This is a genomic window from Comamonas aquatica NBRC 14918 (genome assembly GCF_000739875.1).
Classification (GTDB): Bacteria; Pseudomonadota; Gammaproteobacteria; order Burkholderiales; family Burkholderiaceae_C; genus Comamonas; species Comamonas aquatica.
In genome coordinates, this window is the sequence record NZ_BBJR01000041.1 from 70727 (window position 1) to 84594 (window position 13868).

Below are 13868 nucleotides of genomic sequence, written 5' to 3' on the forward strand. Positions count from 1 at the left end.
ATGAGCATTTCCACCTCCGGCCCCGTCACCCGCCACCATGTCGGCGCCCGTCTGTCTGAAATCGCCATCCACCACGGCACCGTCTATCTGGCGGGGCAGATCCCCGAGAACAATCCCGGCGCCGACATGCGCGTGCAGACCGAGGAGGTGCTGGGCCACGTGGAGCGCCTGCTGAACGAGGCCGGCAGCAGCAAGGCCCACATCCTGATGTGCCAGATCTTCATCCGCGAGGCGCAGGACATTGCAGCAATGAACGCGGTGTGGGATGCCTGGATCGTGCCCGGCCACACGCCGCCGCGTGCGACGGTGATTGCGCCGGCCATCAACCCGGACTACCGCATCGAGGTCATCGTCACGGCCGCGCAAATCGCCGCGGACTGAATTCGGCATAAAAACGGGCTTGTGCGCAGGCCCAGCAAGCGCGACCAGCTATGGATTTGAAAGCCCTGGCGGCGCAGGCGGTGCGCAGCGGGGGCGGTGCCCTCAGCCCTTGGCCATGTGGCGCGACAGCACCAACAGGGCGGCCACGGACAGCAGGCCCAGCGCGGCCGACAACCACAATGCCTGGCCCTGCCACTGCGCCAGCGCCACGCCAAACAGCCACGGGGCCAGTGCCTGGGCCACGCGCGCCGGGCCTTGCAGCAGGCCCTGGCGGTGGCCGTAGCCCTGGGGGCCAAACAGTTGCAGCGGCAGTGTGCCCCGGGCAATCGTCAGCATGCCGTTGCCCGCGCCGTGCAGCACGCCAAACAGCAGCGCCCCGGGGGGCCCCAGCAGCAACAGCAAGGCGGCACCCACGGGGTGCAGCACGGTCGCCAGCCGGGCGTTGACCAGCGGCGGCAGGTGGCGCAGCAGGCTGAACTCCAGCAGGCGCGCGGCCACCTGGGCCGGGCCCATCAGCATGCCCACCGTCAGGGCCAGCCCGGCCGCGATGCCACAGGCCTGCAGCAGCGCCGGCAGGTGCGCAGCCATGGCGCTGCTGATGAAGCCCGAGGCCGCAAACACCAGGGCCAGCAGGCCGGTGCGCAGATCGAGCCGGGGGCGTGGTGTGCCGTCAGGGCCCTCTGTGGGCGCCGGGGTGTGCGTGGGCACCTGCCGGTCGCTGGGCAGGGACAGGTACAGCGGCAGGCAGAGGACCAGGTGCACGCCGGCCCAGACCCAGCAGGTGCTGCGCCAGCCCCAGTGCAGTTGCATCCAATGCGTCAGCGGCCAGCCGACGGTGCTGGCAAAGCCGGCCAGCAAGGTGATGCCGGTGATGGCCTTGCGCGCCTGCTGGCCGTACAGGCGCACCACGGTGGCAAAGGCCGCTTCGTACAGGCCGCTGGCAATCCCCAGGCCCAGTCCGCACCAGGCCAGCAGCAGCGACCACAGGCCCTGCGCATGGCCCAGGGCCACCAGGCTGGCGGCAAACAGCACGCTGGTGGCCGCCAGGATGGCGCGCCCGCCCCAGCGGTCCATGGCCTGGCCGACGCGCGGCCCCACCAGCGCAGCCACCCACAGCGCCAGGGAAAAAGCGGCAAACACCGTGGGCGTGGCCAGCCCCAGGTCGGCCGCCATGGGGGCGGCCAGCATGGCAGGCAGGTAGTAGGTGGAGGCCCAGGCCAGGGTTTGGGCCAGACCGAGGGTGAGGACGACGCGGTGTTGGGAGGGCGGGGCCATGGCGGGTGCGGGCAAGCGGTGACCGCATGGTAGCCGTTGCGAGGGCGCGCGCCGGTACACACGGGGACAGGGTGAGAGGCTGGGCTTTCGCACGGCGGCGATGGGTTGGCACGGTGGCCGCGCTGATGGGCTGCCGCAGCCTGGAATCTGCGCTTGAGCCAGAGCCAGAGCCAGAGCCAGAGCCAGAGCCAGAGCCAGAGCCAGAGCCAGAGCCAGAGCCAGAGCCAGAGCCAGAGCCAGAGCCAGAGCCAACCTGCGGAAATGCGGAAATGCGGACATGCGGTATGCGCAAAAACAGAGCTGTTCACGCCCGTCGTTGCTGGGCTAGGCCACGAAAAGATGGGTGGTGCGGTGGTGCTGGGCAGAACGCCCAACGCACAACGCACAACGCAGAGCGCACGGCGTCTGTCTGCATGGGGACTGCTGCTATGGCATCGCGGCAGGCACAGCGGCGGAGGCAGAGGGATGGCCCGCTGCGTGCTCGGCAGCAGCTTGCCCGCACACGATGCAGGTCTCGGCGTGGTGGTGCAGCCGAGATGCGCTTGAAGGCGACAGTGCTGCGCCCCCGGGTGCTTGGGGCCGTCGTTCGCTGTGGAGTCATGCCAACCGCCGGGTAGCATGCCAGGTGGCAGCACCACGCCTTGGTGCGTGGAACCCATCGCCAGCGGTGCGGCATGCCCGCCAGCCGGGTTGGAGGCTTCACATAAAGGGAAGCCGCCAGATGGTCAAACTTGGGATGTTTGATGGCTTCTGGCGCGCCTGCCAAGGTTCACCCAGGCACTGGCGCGGCGAGGCTGGGGGCCAGGGGACTTCGCCCTGTGCACTGAAGCTAGGGCGCGCAGTGCTGGAGCGTTGGGCTGGGGCGGCTTGGCGCTGGCTCAGCCGGCGCAGAAACCGTCGTAGGCCAGGCAGGCGGCGGCCAGGTCCTCCAGCGCGCTGCCCACGGATTTGAACAGGGTGATCTCGTCCGCGCTGCGGCGGCCGGGGTGTTGCTGGCGGCACAGCTGCTCCAGCGTGGCGGCCAGCCGGTCTGTTGACCAGGCGCCTTCGGCGATAGCACCCAGCAGGTCGCCGGCCTTGAGCAGGGCCTCGGTGGTGTCGGTGAACACGGTGGCGCGGCGCAGGCACTCGCCATCGCTTTCGCGCATGGCGGGGGTGAAGCTGCCGATCAGATCCAGGTGCGTGCCCGGCTGCAGCCAGGCGCCCTGAATCAGCGGTGCGGTGGACAGGGTGGCGCAGCTGACGATGTCGGCGCGGCGCACGGCGGCTTCCAGGTCGGGTGCGTGCTGCGCCGGCAGGCCCTGGGCCCGCAGGTCGTCGACCAGGGCCTGGGCGCTGGCGGGGCTGCGGCTCCAGACCTCCACTGTGTCCAGCGCACGCACGCAGCGGTAGGCCGCCGGCAGCAGGCGGGCAACGCGGCCGCTGCCCACCACCAGCAGGCGGCGCGCATCCGGGCGGCTGAGCCAGCGCGCCGCCAGGGCCGAGGCCGCGGCCGTGCGGCGTGAGGTGATGGTGTCGCCATCCAGCACGGCCAGCGGCTGGCCGGTGCGCGCGTCGTACAGGATGTAGACCGAGTGCAGGCCGGGCAGCCCCTGGCGGGCGTTGCCGGGGAAGATGGACACGGTCTTGACGCCCAGGCGCTGGCCGGTCTGCCAGGCGGGCATCAGCAGCAGGATGCCGTCTTCGTCGGTACTGCGCCCGGGGATGGCGTGGTGGTGGCGCAGCGGCACTTCGCAGCCGGTGGTAAACATCTGCTCCAGCGCCGGCAGCAGGGCGGCGAAGGGCAGGTGGTGCTCGGTCTGAGGCTGTGTGAGGATCTGCATGGCTGCGGCACGGTAAATTTTCGTTTACGAAATATTAGGCGGCACGGCGCGCTGGGGGCAGGGGACTTACCCGGTGCGCACGGCGGGCTTGGCCCTACACTGGGAGCGCCCGCGCCGGGTTGCTGCCGCCGTCCTGCCATGACCTCACCCCACCCCGAAGCCGCCCCTGCCGGCACGACCACCACCGAGGTGCTGGCGCACAAGCTGCGCCTGCTGCGGCGTGCGGCGCACCTGACCTTGCAGCAGCTGGGCGCGCGCAGCGGCATCGCCACCTCGACCCTGTCGAAGATCGAGAACGGCCAACTCTCGCCCACCTACGAAAAGATTGCCGCCCTGGCCCAGGCGCTGCAGGTGGAGGTGGGCGAGCTGTTCAGGCCCAGCCCGCCGGACGCTGGCGGCCCGCGCCGCAGCGTGACCCGGGCCGGCCAGGGGGTGGTGCACCGCACCGATCCGTATGTCTACGAGCTGCTGCACACCGACCTGGCGGACAAGCGCTTTGTGCCCCTGCTGGCCACCCTGCGGGCGCGGGAGGTGGCGCAGTTCCCGCAGCTGCTGCGCCACACGGGCGAGGAGATGGTCTATGTGCTGCGCGGCACGGTGCACCTGCACACCGAGGGCGAAGCGCCGTTGGTGCTGCAGCCGGGCGATTCCTGCTACTTCGACAGCCGGCTGGGCCATGCCTGCGTGGCAGGCAGCGAGGGCGAGGCCCAGGTGCTGTGGGTGTCCTCGCACGGATTGACGTCGGACGCGGGCTGAGTGCCGGCGGCCTTGGCGGTGGGGCACCAACTGCCGGACGGGGCGCGCCTCAGGCTCACCACGGCATGCTCTGTGTGTTCTTGGTGGCTAGGCCCGCCTCTGGCTGGGTGCTGCGGGCCGTGCGGTGGGCGTGCCGCTTGGTCACGGGCGACCCGGGCGCTAGCGCGCAAAACGTCCGCAGAATGCGCCGCATTTAACAATGCCCGGTTCGTAATCTGAAGCACTGGTGCTGCAACCCGCGCTGGTGGGCGCGCCAGAGGTTTTAAAAGCAGAGCTGCCAGCGCTTGCAGGACAAGGGCTGGCAGCATTTTTGGGCAAAAACCTGGATCAGAAGCTGCCGCGGTGCACGGCCAGCCCGCCAAAGGACTGTTGCACCGGCATGATCTCGATGGCATTCACATTCATGTGCTTGGGCGCCTGGGCCACCCACAGCACGGTGTTGGCGATGTCTTCGGGGGTGATGAAGTCCACGCCCTCATAGACCTTGGCGGCCTTGGCATCGTCGCCAAAGCGCACGTTGGAGAACTCGGTGCCGCCGCACAGGCCGGGCTCGATGTTGGTCACGCGCACTGGGGTGCCGAACAGGTCGGTGCGCAGGTTGCGGCTGAACTGCTGCACAAAGGCCTTGCTGGCGCCGTAGACGTTGCCCCCGGCATAGGGCCAGTTGCCGGCGGTGGAGCCGATGTTGATGACGTGACCACGCTTGCGCTCGACCATGCCGGGCAGGAAGGCGCGGGTCATGTGGACCAGGCCCTTGCAGTTGGTGTCGATCATGGTGTCCCACTGCGCCAGATCGGCCTGCTGTGCGGGGCCCAGGCCCAGGGCCAGACCGGCGTTGTTGACCAGCACGTCCACCTGCGCCCAGTCGGCGGGCAGTTGGGCGGGCAGGGCGGCCACGGCGGCGGCATCGGTGACGTCCAGCTCGATGGGCAGCAGCTGCGCGCCCAGCTCGGCCGCCAGGCTGTCCAGCTTGGACTTGCGGCGGGCGGTGGCGATGACGCGGTGACCGGCCTGCACGAAGCTGCGGGCCATGGCGGCGCCGAAACCGGCCGAAGCGCCGGTGATTAAAACGATCATGGTGTGGTTCTCTCTCATCAATACCAGGGATGGGACATTGTCTCCAGTGGACCCTGGTTTGGGCAAGCGCGCCGCGTCGCGATGGGGGTATGGCGCAGATGCGAGGGGGCTCGTCAGGTGCCGAAGCGCGTGCCAGGACTAGGGGTCAGCAGGTGCACGCGGTTGCGGCCGTCGGCCTTGGCGTGGTAGAGCGCTTGGTCGGCCTGCAGCACGATGTCCTCCAGCGTCTGCCCGTCGCCCGGCAGGCAGACATGCAGGCCGACGCTGATGGTGATGGGCCAGGCACTGGTGTCGTGGTGGGCCGAGACGGCGCTGCGCACCTGGGCGCACAGGCGCTCGGCCAGCACCTGGGCCTCGGCGCTGGCGGTGTGCGGGCAGGCAATCACGAACTCTTCGCCACCGTAGCGGCCGACGATGTCGCTGGGGCGCACATGGGACTGCAGCACGCGGCTGATCTGGGCCAGCACCTTGTCGCCCTCGGGGTGGCCGCAGGCGTCGTTGACGCGCTTGAAGTGGTCCACGTCCACCATCAGCACGCTCAGTGGCGTGTGGCAGCGCTGGCATTGCTGCCAGACATGCTCCAGGCTGTGCATCAGGGCCCGGCGGTTGGGCAGCTCGGTCAGCACGTCCACGTTGGCCATGCGGTCCAGCAGCACCTGCTTGCGCTCGTGGCACATCATCAGAAAGCCGGTGGACTTGAAGTGCATGGCGATGCTGAGGATGACGAAGGACAGCAGCAGCGGCGGGGTGGAGGCTGCCGTGTCGCGCAGCGTGAGCGACACCACCGGGGTGTGCAGGCGCAGCAGCAGGGCTGCGGCAAACATCAGGGTGCCCACGATCAGCACCATGGTGCCGCGGTTCATGGCTTCGGCGCGGCGCAGGGTCAGTAGGTACAGGGCCCAGACTTCGTAGCCCAGGAACAGGCTGCTGATGAGCTGCACGCGCAGCGACGCGGAGATGCTGTCCAAGGACAACCCCAGCACGGAAACGATGGGCAGCACCACCAGCAGCGCGTACGGTGGGCGCAGTTGGTGGAAGCGGTGCAGGGCCCAGATCCAGCAGCTTTGCCCGCAGGCAAAGAAGCCGTAGGCCGCCAGAAACCAGCGCACGTGCCCGGCCGACGCCATCAGGCTGATCGACAGATAGGTCATGCCGTAGCACACCAGGGTGGCGGCCGTCTGCGGAGCGCCCTCGTGCCGGTGGGTGCGCCCCACGAATGCCACCATGCCGGCCGCAGTCACCGAGGACAAGGCGATCATGAAGGCAATGGTCATCAGATCCGGCATTTGCAACTCCCTGGCGCCGCAGACGCCAGCAAGGGTGGGGTGACACGCGTGTTCCGGCCATATCCAGGGTCAGGGCGTTGCCGGTCCGGCCTACCGGCTGCGCCAGGGAACTGCCAGCACCTTCACGGCCCGGTCTGGGATTGCGTACCGCGTGTTCAGGGGGCGGCGGCGGTCGCCGGGCCCTTCATCCCGGTGACGGCAGGTGCTGAATGCCTTTCACCACAGCCTGCGCAATTCAGAAACCGAATGTGAACACGCACTACGCAATGTTTTCAAATTAGATTTTGTTTCGAAATGTGTCAATTGACGCGGTGTAGTGAAAAGTCCTGACTTCGTATCAGCCGGCACAGTGATCTGCCTCTGTGGCGTTGACCTGCAGTGCCCGGTCACGGTCTGTGCACCGGCGGGCACGGACCGTGGCGGGGTGACCAGGCTGTGGCCCGCGCTGTCGTGGGCCGCAGCCTGGTTTACTGTGCCTGGGCCACAAAGATGTCGATGCGGCGGTTTTTGGCCCGGCCCCAGGCGGATTCGTTGGAGGCCACAGGCTCGCGGGCGCCGCGGCCTTCGGTTTGGATGCGCGGGCCGCGCACGCCTTGGTTGAAGATGTAGTCGCGGGCGGCGTTGGCGCGGTTCAGGGACAGCGGGTCGTTGATGTGCGCGCCGCCCGTGCTGTCGGTGTGGCCGACGATGACGACGTGGGTGCCGGGATTGCGCCGCAGGCTGTCGGTAAAGCTGTTGAGCACCGGGCGGAACTGGCTCTTGATGGTGGCGCTGTTGCTGTCGAACGAGATGTCGCTGGGAATGGCCAGTTGCAGCTGGTTGTCCGCCGTGCGCGACACCGTCACGCCGGTGCCGCGCGTGGCGTCTTCCAGTTCCTGGCGCTGGCGTTCCATGTTGGCCGACCAGATGTAGGTGCCCACGCCCCCCACGGCCGCGCCGATCAGTGCGCCCGTACCGGCCTTGCCGCCCGTGGCCTTGGCGATGCCGGCGCCGGCCAGCGCGCCAATGCCCACGCCCAGTGCGGTGTTGCGCTGGGTGTCGGTCATGGTTTCACACCCGGTCAGCGCGACGGCGGTGGCCAAGGCCAGAACGGCAGCGGTGGTATTTCGCAATGTATTTCTCCCTGTTACAAAATCGAAGAATCAAAATGTATAGCAATTCACTTCGAGCCAATAAGAAAAAACCGCGGATTGACCAGGGGTTGGATGGGCCTCGGTGGCGCAGGGAATCGGTTTGACGGCGGGCAATGCGCTGACATACATTGCTTTCAAACCTCGCTAGAGGGGGGAAGGGAGGCCGTGCATGCACAAGCAACATGAACACCATGTCCAGCCCGAAATGGCCTGGACCGACCTGTGGCCCGTGAATGCGCCTGCCAGGGCCACGGGCTGGAGCGAAACACTGCCCCCGGGGCTGTGCGTGGTGGTGGACGACACCGGCGACGAGGCCGCGCGCTGGATGCCGGTGCTGGCCGGCCATGCGCTGCCCGCCCACGGCCAGGTGCGCTGTGCCGGCGTCTGCAGCCAGGAAGACCCCCAGGCCTACACCGACCAGGTCTACTGGCACAACCCGCGCCAGCCGCTGCACGACCGTGAGATGTCCGCCCAGCAATGGCTGCAGACCCAGGCCAGCCACTGGCCCAGCTGGAGCGATGCAGACTGCCTCCAGTATTGCGAAGGCTTTGCCCTGCAAGCCCACCTGTCCAAGCCGCTGTGGCACCTGTCGACCGGCAGCCTGCGCAAGCTGGGGCTGGTGGCGGCCCTGTGTTCGGGCGCACGCCTGACCCTGATCGAGGAGCCGATCGCCGGTCTGGACAGCGACGGCATCCACTACCTGTGCCAGGCCCTGGACGCGCTGGAAGACCGCCTGGCCGATCCGGCACAGCCCCCGCGCTGGGTGCTGGTGGCGCACTGGGAGCCACTGCCACATGTGCTGTGGGACGAGGTGCTGGCCTTCCCGCTGCTGCCCGAGGCGGACAGCGCCCCGCAGGCCGGGCCGGGCGATCTGCACCGGCAGCAGAACCTGTTGTTCGACGAAAACCCCTGAGGAACCAACCGCCGCCTGCGCTGCGACCTCAGCCGCAGGCTTGGGCGTCATGGCACGACGTAGCCCAGCACCGCGACGTAGTGGGCCAGGCTGCCGGCAATCACGAACAGGTGCCAGATGCCATGGAAATGGCGCACGCGCCCATCCAGCACGAAGAACACCACGCCGACGCTGTACAGCGCCCCGCCAGCGGCCAGCCAGGCAAAGCCCGCAGGGCCCAGCGCCTGCAGCAGCGGGCCGGTGGCCACCAGGGCGACCCAGCCCATCACTGCATAGATCACCAGGGAGCGCACGCGTGCCGCGTTGCGGGGCTTGATTTCCTGCAGCATGCCCAGCACGGCCAGGCCCCAGACCACGCCAAACAGGCTCCAACCCCATGCCCCGCGCAAGCTGATGAGGCAAAACGGCGTGTAGCTGCCGGCAATCATCAGGTAGATGCTCAGGTGGTCGCACTTGCGCAGGATGCGCTTGGCCCGCCCGCGCACGCTGTGGTAGATGGTGGAGATCGCATACAGCAGCACCATGGCCGTGCCGTAGATGGCCACGCTGGTGATGGCCTGGGCGTCGGCGCGCAGGCTGGCGGTGATGATCAGCCACGTCGCCCCCGTCAGCGCAAACACGGCACCGACCAGGTGGGACCAGGCGTTGAAGCGTTCTCCGGGGTACATGCCTGCCATCTTGGCGGCGTGCGCCAGAAATGCAAGCCGGGCAAGGGGCCATCGCACTGTCAGCGCCTGGCCGGGGGCGTTTGGCAGCTCAGGCATGACAGCTGCGCAAAAAAGCCCGTGCAGGGCGCGGGCCGTGTCAGTGGCGGATGCAGGTCTCAGAGGCTGAGGGCCAGCACATCGCTTTCCACGCAGACACCGTTGTCCAGGCTGGCGCGCACGACGAAGCCTTCGTCGATGGCCACCAGCTGTGCGCTCTCGACGTGGAAGCCCTGGCGGCCCTGGGCGCTTTGGAACGTGAAGTGGCCGCGCAGCGGCAGGTCGGCGGCGCACTCCATGTCGACCTGGGCATGCTGCCCGGCCAGCCATTGGCGGGCGGATTGCAGCGTGGCAGCCACGGGCAAGCAGTCGGCAGGGATGTCGATGTGGGCGGTGCGGGTGGTGGCGTCACCGCTGAGGCCTTCGAGTTCGCCAATGGTGAAGAACGCCAGTTCAAAGCTTTGCGTGGTCATGGAGGCAATCAGATGCTATGAAAAAAAGTGCATTGTGTGTGCACTGAATGTGCGCTGCAGCCTGATTGGCGTGAAATTGCTAGGTCCACAAAGCACACAGCCCCGGCGCAAGCGCACGGGGCTGTGGGGTGGCCCAGGCTGGTGGCCTGGGCTCGGAAGCGGCTGACGCTTAGGCGCCCAGCTTCAGGGCACCCTTCATGATGAAGGAGTGGCCAGGGAAGGAGCAGAAGTAGGTGTAGTCGGTACCGGCCTTCAGCTTGGCCACGTCGATGGTCATGCTGGTGGTCTCGCCGCCGCCGATCACCTTGGTGTGGGCGATCACGCGGGTGTCACCGGCCTTCACGTAGTCGGCTGCAGCGCCGGCCTTCATGCCGTCGGCGGCCGTGGCGGTGGCATCGGCGGTGGTGGTCAGCACCATGTTGTGGCCCATGGAGGACTTGGGCATCTTGCCCACGTGCTTCAGGGTCACGGTGTAGCTCTTGCAGGACTTGGGCACTTCAATGTTCTTCACATTGAATTGCATTTGGTCGTTACCTTCGACGGTCACGGCGCAGTCGGCAGCCATGGCAGGTGCAGCAATGCCACCAGCGGCCAGCAGGGCCAGCGTCATCAGAGTCTTTTTCATAGCGCGAATCCTTCCGAATCAATCAGTGAAGTGAGAGGTGCTCGGCAGACCTGAAGCCAGGGCTCCAGCTGTCCAGTCAACACTTATTTTGATGCTGAATTTACAGGTTTGGGTGAAATAGCCGCCTGCAGACTTAGATCGGGTCGATTTTTACCCCGGGACATGACGCGGATCAATAAATGCCGACCCCAGGGTGCCGAATCGCCGATGTGGGGTATTGATAAGTGAGCGTGCTGCGCTGATTCATTCAAGGTTTGACAGTGTTTTATCTGTGAAACCTAGGTTTTGAATGGGCTAAATGCTCATCTTTTTAATAGCCTTTATGCCAATGCAGTTTCTGCACGGGCCTCCGGGGTGGTGCGGGCACGGGCCAGGGCCTGGATGCGCGCCTGGGTGGAGGCCAGGTCGAAGGGCAGGGCATTGGCGCCATCGCTGCCGTGGTCGGGCTGGCAGGCATTGCGGCCGTCCAGGCACAGCGGCAGGTTGCCCAGCGACTCGGGGCTGGGCAGCGGGGTGCAGGCTTCCAGCTTGATGCGGTGCAGCCATTCGTCGGCCAGGTTGTAGACGTAGCGCATGGGCAAGGCCTGGCCTTGCAGCAGCTGGCCCAGGCTGTAGCGGCGGGCATCCATGGTCGGATCTTCGGGCCAGTCGGGGTTGGGCTGGCCGTAGCGCTGGTCGGCGATCTCGAACAGGTAATCGTGGCGCGGGCTCCAGCCCATGGCGGCCTGGATCAGCCGGTGCAGTTGCGCCAGGTTGGTGCAGTCGCTGACCACCAAGCGGCGCCAGATGGCGGGTTTGATGTCGCACAGCTGGATGTGCAGTTGGTAGCTGTGGCGTATTTTGGGCATGGTCCTCTCCTCCTGGGGCGTGGCGGCGGTGCTGCGGCCTTGCCCGTGTGTTGGTTGTACCCCAGGCATGCAAGGCCGGTGGCGACTGCGGGTAAGTACTGGCTGCTGGTGTGCTGGGGTTTGGCGCGGCCTTGTGCACGCTGCGGGCGCTTGTGCTTGTGTTTGCGCACGACCGTGCGCCGCAGGCCTGCCGGCACCTGGGTGCTTCCGCCCGGGCCCAAGAAAAAGGCACCCTCAGGTGCCTTGGTCACATGTGCTGACGACGGCGTCAGTCGACGCTGGCGCCCGAGGCCTTGACCACGGGTTCGTACTTGGCGCGCTCGGCGGCCATGAAGTCACCGAACTGCTTGGCCGTGGTGGGCACGGGCTCGGCCATCAGGGTGGCGAAGCGCTTCTGGGTTTCGGGGTCCTTCAGGGCTTCGGTGAAGGCCTTGTTCAGCTTGTCGATCACGTCGGCCGGGGTGCCGGCCGGTGCCACCAGGCCCCACCAGGTGTCGATGGCGAAGCCGGGGATGCTCTTGGACAGCGCGGGCACGCCGGGCAGCAGCGGGCTTTCGGCGGCGGTGGTCACGGCCAGGGCCTTGAGCTTGCCGGACTTGATGTTGGCCGAGGCCGCAGCCAGGTTGTCGATGTTGAAGTCCACCTCGCGCGCCAGCAGGGCCAGCTGCGCGGGGTTGGCGCCACGGTAGGGAATGTGCACGGCGGTAAAGCCCAGGCCCTGCTTGAACATTTCACCGGCCAGGTGGCCCGAGCTGCCATTGCCGCCGCTGCCGTAGCTGAGCTTGCCAGGGTGCGACTTGGCGTAGGCGACCAGTTCGGCGACAGAGTTGATGTTCAGTTCCTTGGCGCGTTCGGCGTTCATCACCAGCACATTGGGCACGCGCACCATCTGGGTGATGGGGGCAAAGTCCTTGGCGGCGTCGAAGGGCAGCTTTTTGTACAGCCAGGGGTTCACGCCGTGGGTGGCGGTGGCAGCCAGACCGATGGTCTTGCCATCGGGGGCGGCCTTGGCAATGGCGTCCACGCCGATGTTGCCGCCGGCGCCGGGCTTGTTTTCCACGATCACGGTGCCCAGGCTGTCGCGCACGCGTTCGGCCAGGGCCCGCGAGGTGACATCCAGCGGACCGCCAGGCGCATAAGGCACGATCAGGCGGATGGGCTGCTCAGTTGCTTGGGTCAAAGGAGAGGCCATTGCTGCGGCAAGGGCCACGGAGGACAGCAGGATGTTTCGACGGTTCATGTCGGACATTGTGCAGGATTCATGTCGTCCAGTGATGGCGCGCAACGGGTTTTGGCTTTTTGTTGCAAGCGATTCGAGGAAGTCGCGCGTTTTGTGCGTGATGCGACGGTCTGCGCACTTTTGGTGCGCGCTACTACCAAGGCCCTGCGTTGTCCAGTACGGGGTTTTGTAAGTAATCGTAAGGTGCAGCAAAAAGGCCGCTCCGGGCGGCCTTGGTGTGCAGTGGCGGCTCCGGATCAGTGGTCGGCAGCGCTGGTGAAGGCGTCGGCGAAGAAGGCCTCCTCGGGCAGGGCACGCTGGCCGATGTAGCTGGTGCGCGCCGCATCCACCACCACGGGGGCGCCGCAGGCATAGACCTCGTGGCCGGAGAGGTCGGCAAAGTCATCCAGCACGGCCTGGTGTACATAGCCGGTGCGGCCAGTCCATTGGTCTTCGGGCAGTGCGTCGGACACCACGGGCACATAGCGCAGATGGGGCATGCTGCCCTGCAGGGCCAGCAGCCAGCTGTGCATGTACAGGTCCTCGGGGCGGCGGCCACCCCAGTACAGGCTGACGGGGCGGGTGATACCCTGGTGCTGCATATGTTCCAGCAGTCCCTTGATCGGCGCAAAGCCGGTGCCGGAAGCCAGGAACACCAGGGGCTTGTCGGAGTCTTCGCGCAGGAAGAAGCTGCCGAACGGGCCTTCGACGCGCAGGATTTCCTTTTCCTTCATGCCGCCGAACACATGGTCGGTGAACAGGCCGCCGGGCATGTGGCGGATGTGCAGTTCCACGCCGGGCGTGGTGGTCTGCACGTGGGGGGCGGTGGCCATGGAGTAGGCACGGCGCGAGCCATCGCGCAAGATGAATTCCAGGTACTGGCCGGCAAAGTACTTGAACACGGTGTTGGCGGGCAGTTGCAGCTGCACGCGCATGACGTCGTGCGACAGCTTGTCCAGGGCGCTCACACGCACCGGCATCTTCTTGATGGGCGGGGCGTTGACGTCAGTCACCTGGCGCGACTCCAGCACCACGTCGCTGTGTGCCGTGGCGCGGCAGGTCAGCACATAGCCATCGGCCAGCTCCTGGGCGGACAGCGCCTTGTCGGAGTGGCTGTCGTGCGTGACCTCGCCGCTGAGCTTCTTGCACTTACACGAACCGCAGGCACCATCCTTGCAACCATAGGGCAGGCCCACGCCGGCACTGATGGCGGCGGCCAGAATGGTCTCGCTGTCGGTGGCTGCAAATGCGCGGCCGCTGGGCTGCACGGTGATCTGGAAGGCGGGGGCAGTCATCTTCTGGCTATCCTTGGTGGTTGCTCCGCCAGCACCTGCGTAGCAGGGCGCTGGCCTACG

14 protein-coding genes are annotated in these 13868 nt (G+C 67.0%); 3 read left to right on the plus strand and 11 right to left on the minus strand.

Annotation, left to right across the window (positions count from 1 at the left end):
- Window positions 1–381 (plus strand): RidA family protein, encoded by a 381-nt coding sequence (locus CA2_RS08745; protein ID WP_042415423.1) that lies wholly within the window; start codon window positions 1–3, stop codon window positions 379–381.
- 102 nt (window positions 382–483) lie between these two features.
- Here CA2_RS08745 and CA2_RS08750 read toward each other — a convergent pair whose 3' ends face one another.
- Together CA2_RS08750 and lhpI are read right to left on the minus strand one after the other, a co-directional pair.
- A complete protein-coding gene (locus CA2_RS08750; protein ID WP_042415426.1) occupies window positions 484–1656 on the minus strand; it encodes an MFS transporter in 1173 nt (390 codons plus the stop codon).
- A gap of 878 nt (window positions 1657–2534) precedes the next feature.
- A complete protein-coding gene (lhpI, locus tag CA2_RS08760; protein WP_042415433.1) occupies window positions 2535–3479 on the minus strand; it encodes a bifunctional Delta(1)-pyrroline-2-carboxylate/Delta(1)-piperideine-2-carboxylate reductase in 945 nt (314 codons plus the stop codon).
- A gap of 138 nt (window positions 3480–3617) precedes the next feature.
- Between lhpI and CA2_RS08765 the strand changes: the two genes are divergently transcribed.
- Entirely contained in the window at window positions 3618–4235 is a 618-nt protein-coding gene (locus tag CA2_RS08765) for a helix-turn-helix domain-containing protein (RefSeq protein WP_042415435.1), read from the plus strand.
- Window positions 4236–4562: 327 nt separating this feature from the next.
- On the opposite strand, the gene CA2_RS08770 is transcribed toward CA2_RS08765, so the two are convergent.
- From CA2_RS08770 to CA2_RS08780, 3 genes are all read right to left on the minus strand, one after another.
- The gene (locus tag CA2_RS08770) at window positions 4563–5312 is read right to left on the minus strand and encodes an SDR family NAD(P)-dependent oxidoreductase (protein WP_042415438.1); all 750 of its coding nucleotides are present in this window, start codon (window positions 5310–5312) and stop codon (window positions 4563–4565) included.
- Window positions 5313–5425: 113 nt separating this feature from the next.
- Entirely contained in the window at window positions 5426–6598 is a 1173-nt protein-coding gene (locus CA2_RS17170) for a GGDEF domain-containing protein (protein WP_052369881.1), read from the minus strand.
- A gap of 467 nt (window positions 6599–7065) precedes the next feature.
- Complete coding sequence (locus CA2_RS08780) at window positions 7066–7710, minus strand: YiaD family glycine zipper/OmpA-like lipoprotein (RefSeq protein WP_042415441.1); 645 nt, start codon at window positions 7708–7710, stop codon at window positions 7066–7068.
- 190 nt (window positions 7711–7900) lie between these two features.
- On the opposite strand from CA2_RS08780, the gene CA2_RS17175 reads away from it, so the two are divergent.
- Window positions 7901–8644 (plus strand): ATP-binding cassette domain-containing protein, encoded by a 744-nt coding sequence (locus CA2_RS17175; protein ID WP_052369882.1) that lies wholly within the window; start codon window positions 7901–7903, stop codon window positions 8642–8644.
- A 47-nt stretch (window positions 8645–8691) separates the two neighbouring features.
- Here the strand turns inward: CA2_RS17175 and trhA are convergent, their stop codons facing one another.
- The 6 genes from trhA to CA2_RS08815 all read right to left on the minus strand — a co-directional run bounded on the left by trhA (window position 8692) and on the right by CA2_RS08815 (window position 13808).
- Window positions 8692–9312 (minus strand): PAQR family membrane homeostasis protein TrhA, encoded by a 621-nt coding sequence (trhA, locus tag CA2_RS08790; RefSeq protein ID WP_042415569.1) that lies wholly within the window; start codon window positions 9310–9312, stop codon window positions 8692–8694.
- 155 nt (window positions 9313–9467) lie between these two features.
- Window positions 9468–9821 (minus strand): hypothetical protein, encoded by a 354-nt coding sequence (locus tag CA2_RS08795; RefSeq protein ID WP_042415442.1) that lies wholly within the window; start codon window positions 9819–9821, stop codon window positions 9468–9470.
- Window positions 9822–9990: 169 nt separating this feature from the next.
- On the minus strand, window positions 9991–10446 hold the full coding sequence (azu, locus tag CA2_RS08800) for an azurin (protein WP_042415445.1): 456 nt from the start codon (window positions 10444–10446) through the stop codon (window positions 9991–9993).
- Window positions 10447–10766: 320 nt separating this feature from the next.
- Window positions 10767–11294: a plasmid pRiA4b ORF-3 family protein gene (locus CA2_RS08805; protein WP_052369883.1), complete on the minus strand. Its 528-nt coding sequence runs from the start codon at window positions 11292–11294 to the stop codon at window positions 10767–10769.
- 268 nt (window positions 11295–11562) lie between these two features.
- Window positions 11563–12534: a Bug family tripartite tricarboxylate transporter substrate binding protein gene (locus CA2_RS08810; RefSeq protein WP_042415575.1), complete on the minus strand. Its 972-nt coding sequence runs from the start codon at window positions 12532–12534 to the stop codon at window positions 11563–11565.
- Window positions 12535–12770: 236 nt separating this feature from the next.
- Window positions 12771–13808: a CDP-6-deoxy-delta-3,4-glucoseen reductase gene (locus CA2_RS08815; RefSeq protein WP_042415449.1), complete on the minus strand. Its 1038-nt coding sequence runs from the start codon at window positions 13806–13808 to the stop codon at window positions 12771–12773.
- Window positions 13809–13868: the final 60 nt, after the last annotated feature.

Excerpts from the sequence above, each read along its gene's own strand:
- CA2_RS17175 (WP_052369882.1), top strand. The coding sequence starts at position 7,901 with ATGCACAAGCAACATGAACACCATGTCCAGCCCGAAATGGCCTGGACC.
- CA2_RS17170 (WP_052369881.1), bottom strand. The coding sequence starts at position 6,598 with ATGCCGGATCTGATGACCATTGCCTTCATGATCGCCTTGTCCTCGGTG.
- CA2_RS08770 (WP_042415438.1), bottom strand. The coding sequence starts at position 5,312 with ATGATCGTTTTAATCACCGGCGCTTCGGCCGGTTTCGGCGCCGCCATG.
- lhpI (WP_042415433.1), bottom strand. The coding sequence starts at position 3,479 with ATGCAGATCCTCACACAGCCTCAGACCGAGCACCACCTGCCCTTCGCC.
- CA2_RS08750 (WP_042415426.1), bottom strand. The coding sequence starts at position 1,656 with ATGGCCCCGCCCTCCCAACACCGCGTCGTCCTCACCCTCGGTCTGGCC.
- trhA (WP_042415569.1), bottom strand. The coding sequence starts at position 9,312 with ATGTACCCCGGAGAACGCTTCAACGCCTGGTCCCACCTGGTCGGTGCC.
- CA2_RS08745 (WP_042415423.1), top strand. The coding sequence starts at position 1 with ATGAGCATTTCCACCTCCGGCCCCGTCACCCGCCACCATGTCGGCGCC.
- CA2_RS08795 (WP_042415442.1), bottom strand. The coding sequence starts at position 9,821 with ATGACCACGCAAAGCTTTGAACTGGCGTTCTTCACCATTGGCGAACTC.
- CA2_RS08815 (WP_042415449.1), bottom strand. The coding sequence starts at position 13,808 with ATGACTGCCCCCGCCTTCCAGATCACCGTGCAGCCCAGCGGCCGCGCA.
- CA2_RS08765 (WP_042415435.1), top strand. The coding sequence starts at position 3,618 with ATGACCTCACCCCACCCCGAAGCCGCCCCTGCCGGCACGACCACCACC.
- CA2_RS08805 (WP_052369883.1), bottom strand. The coding sequence starts at position 11,294 with ATGCCCAAAATACGCCACAGCTACCAACTGCACATCCAGCTGTGCGAC.
- CA2_RS08810 (WP_042415575.1), bottom strand. The coding sequence starts at position 12,534 with ATGAACCGTCGAAACATCCTGCTGTCCTCCGTGGCCCTTGCCGCAGCA.
- azu (WP_042415445.1), bottom strand. The coding sequence starts at position 10,446 with ATGAAAAAGACTCTGATGACGCTGGCCCTGCTGGCCGCTGGTGGCATT.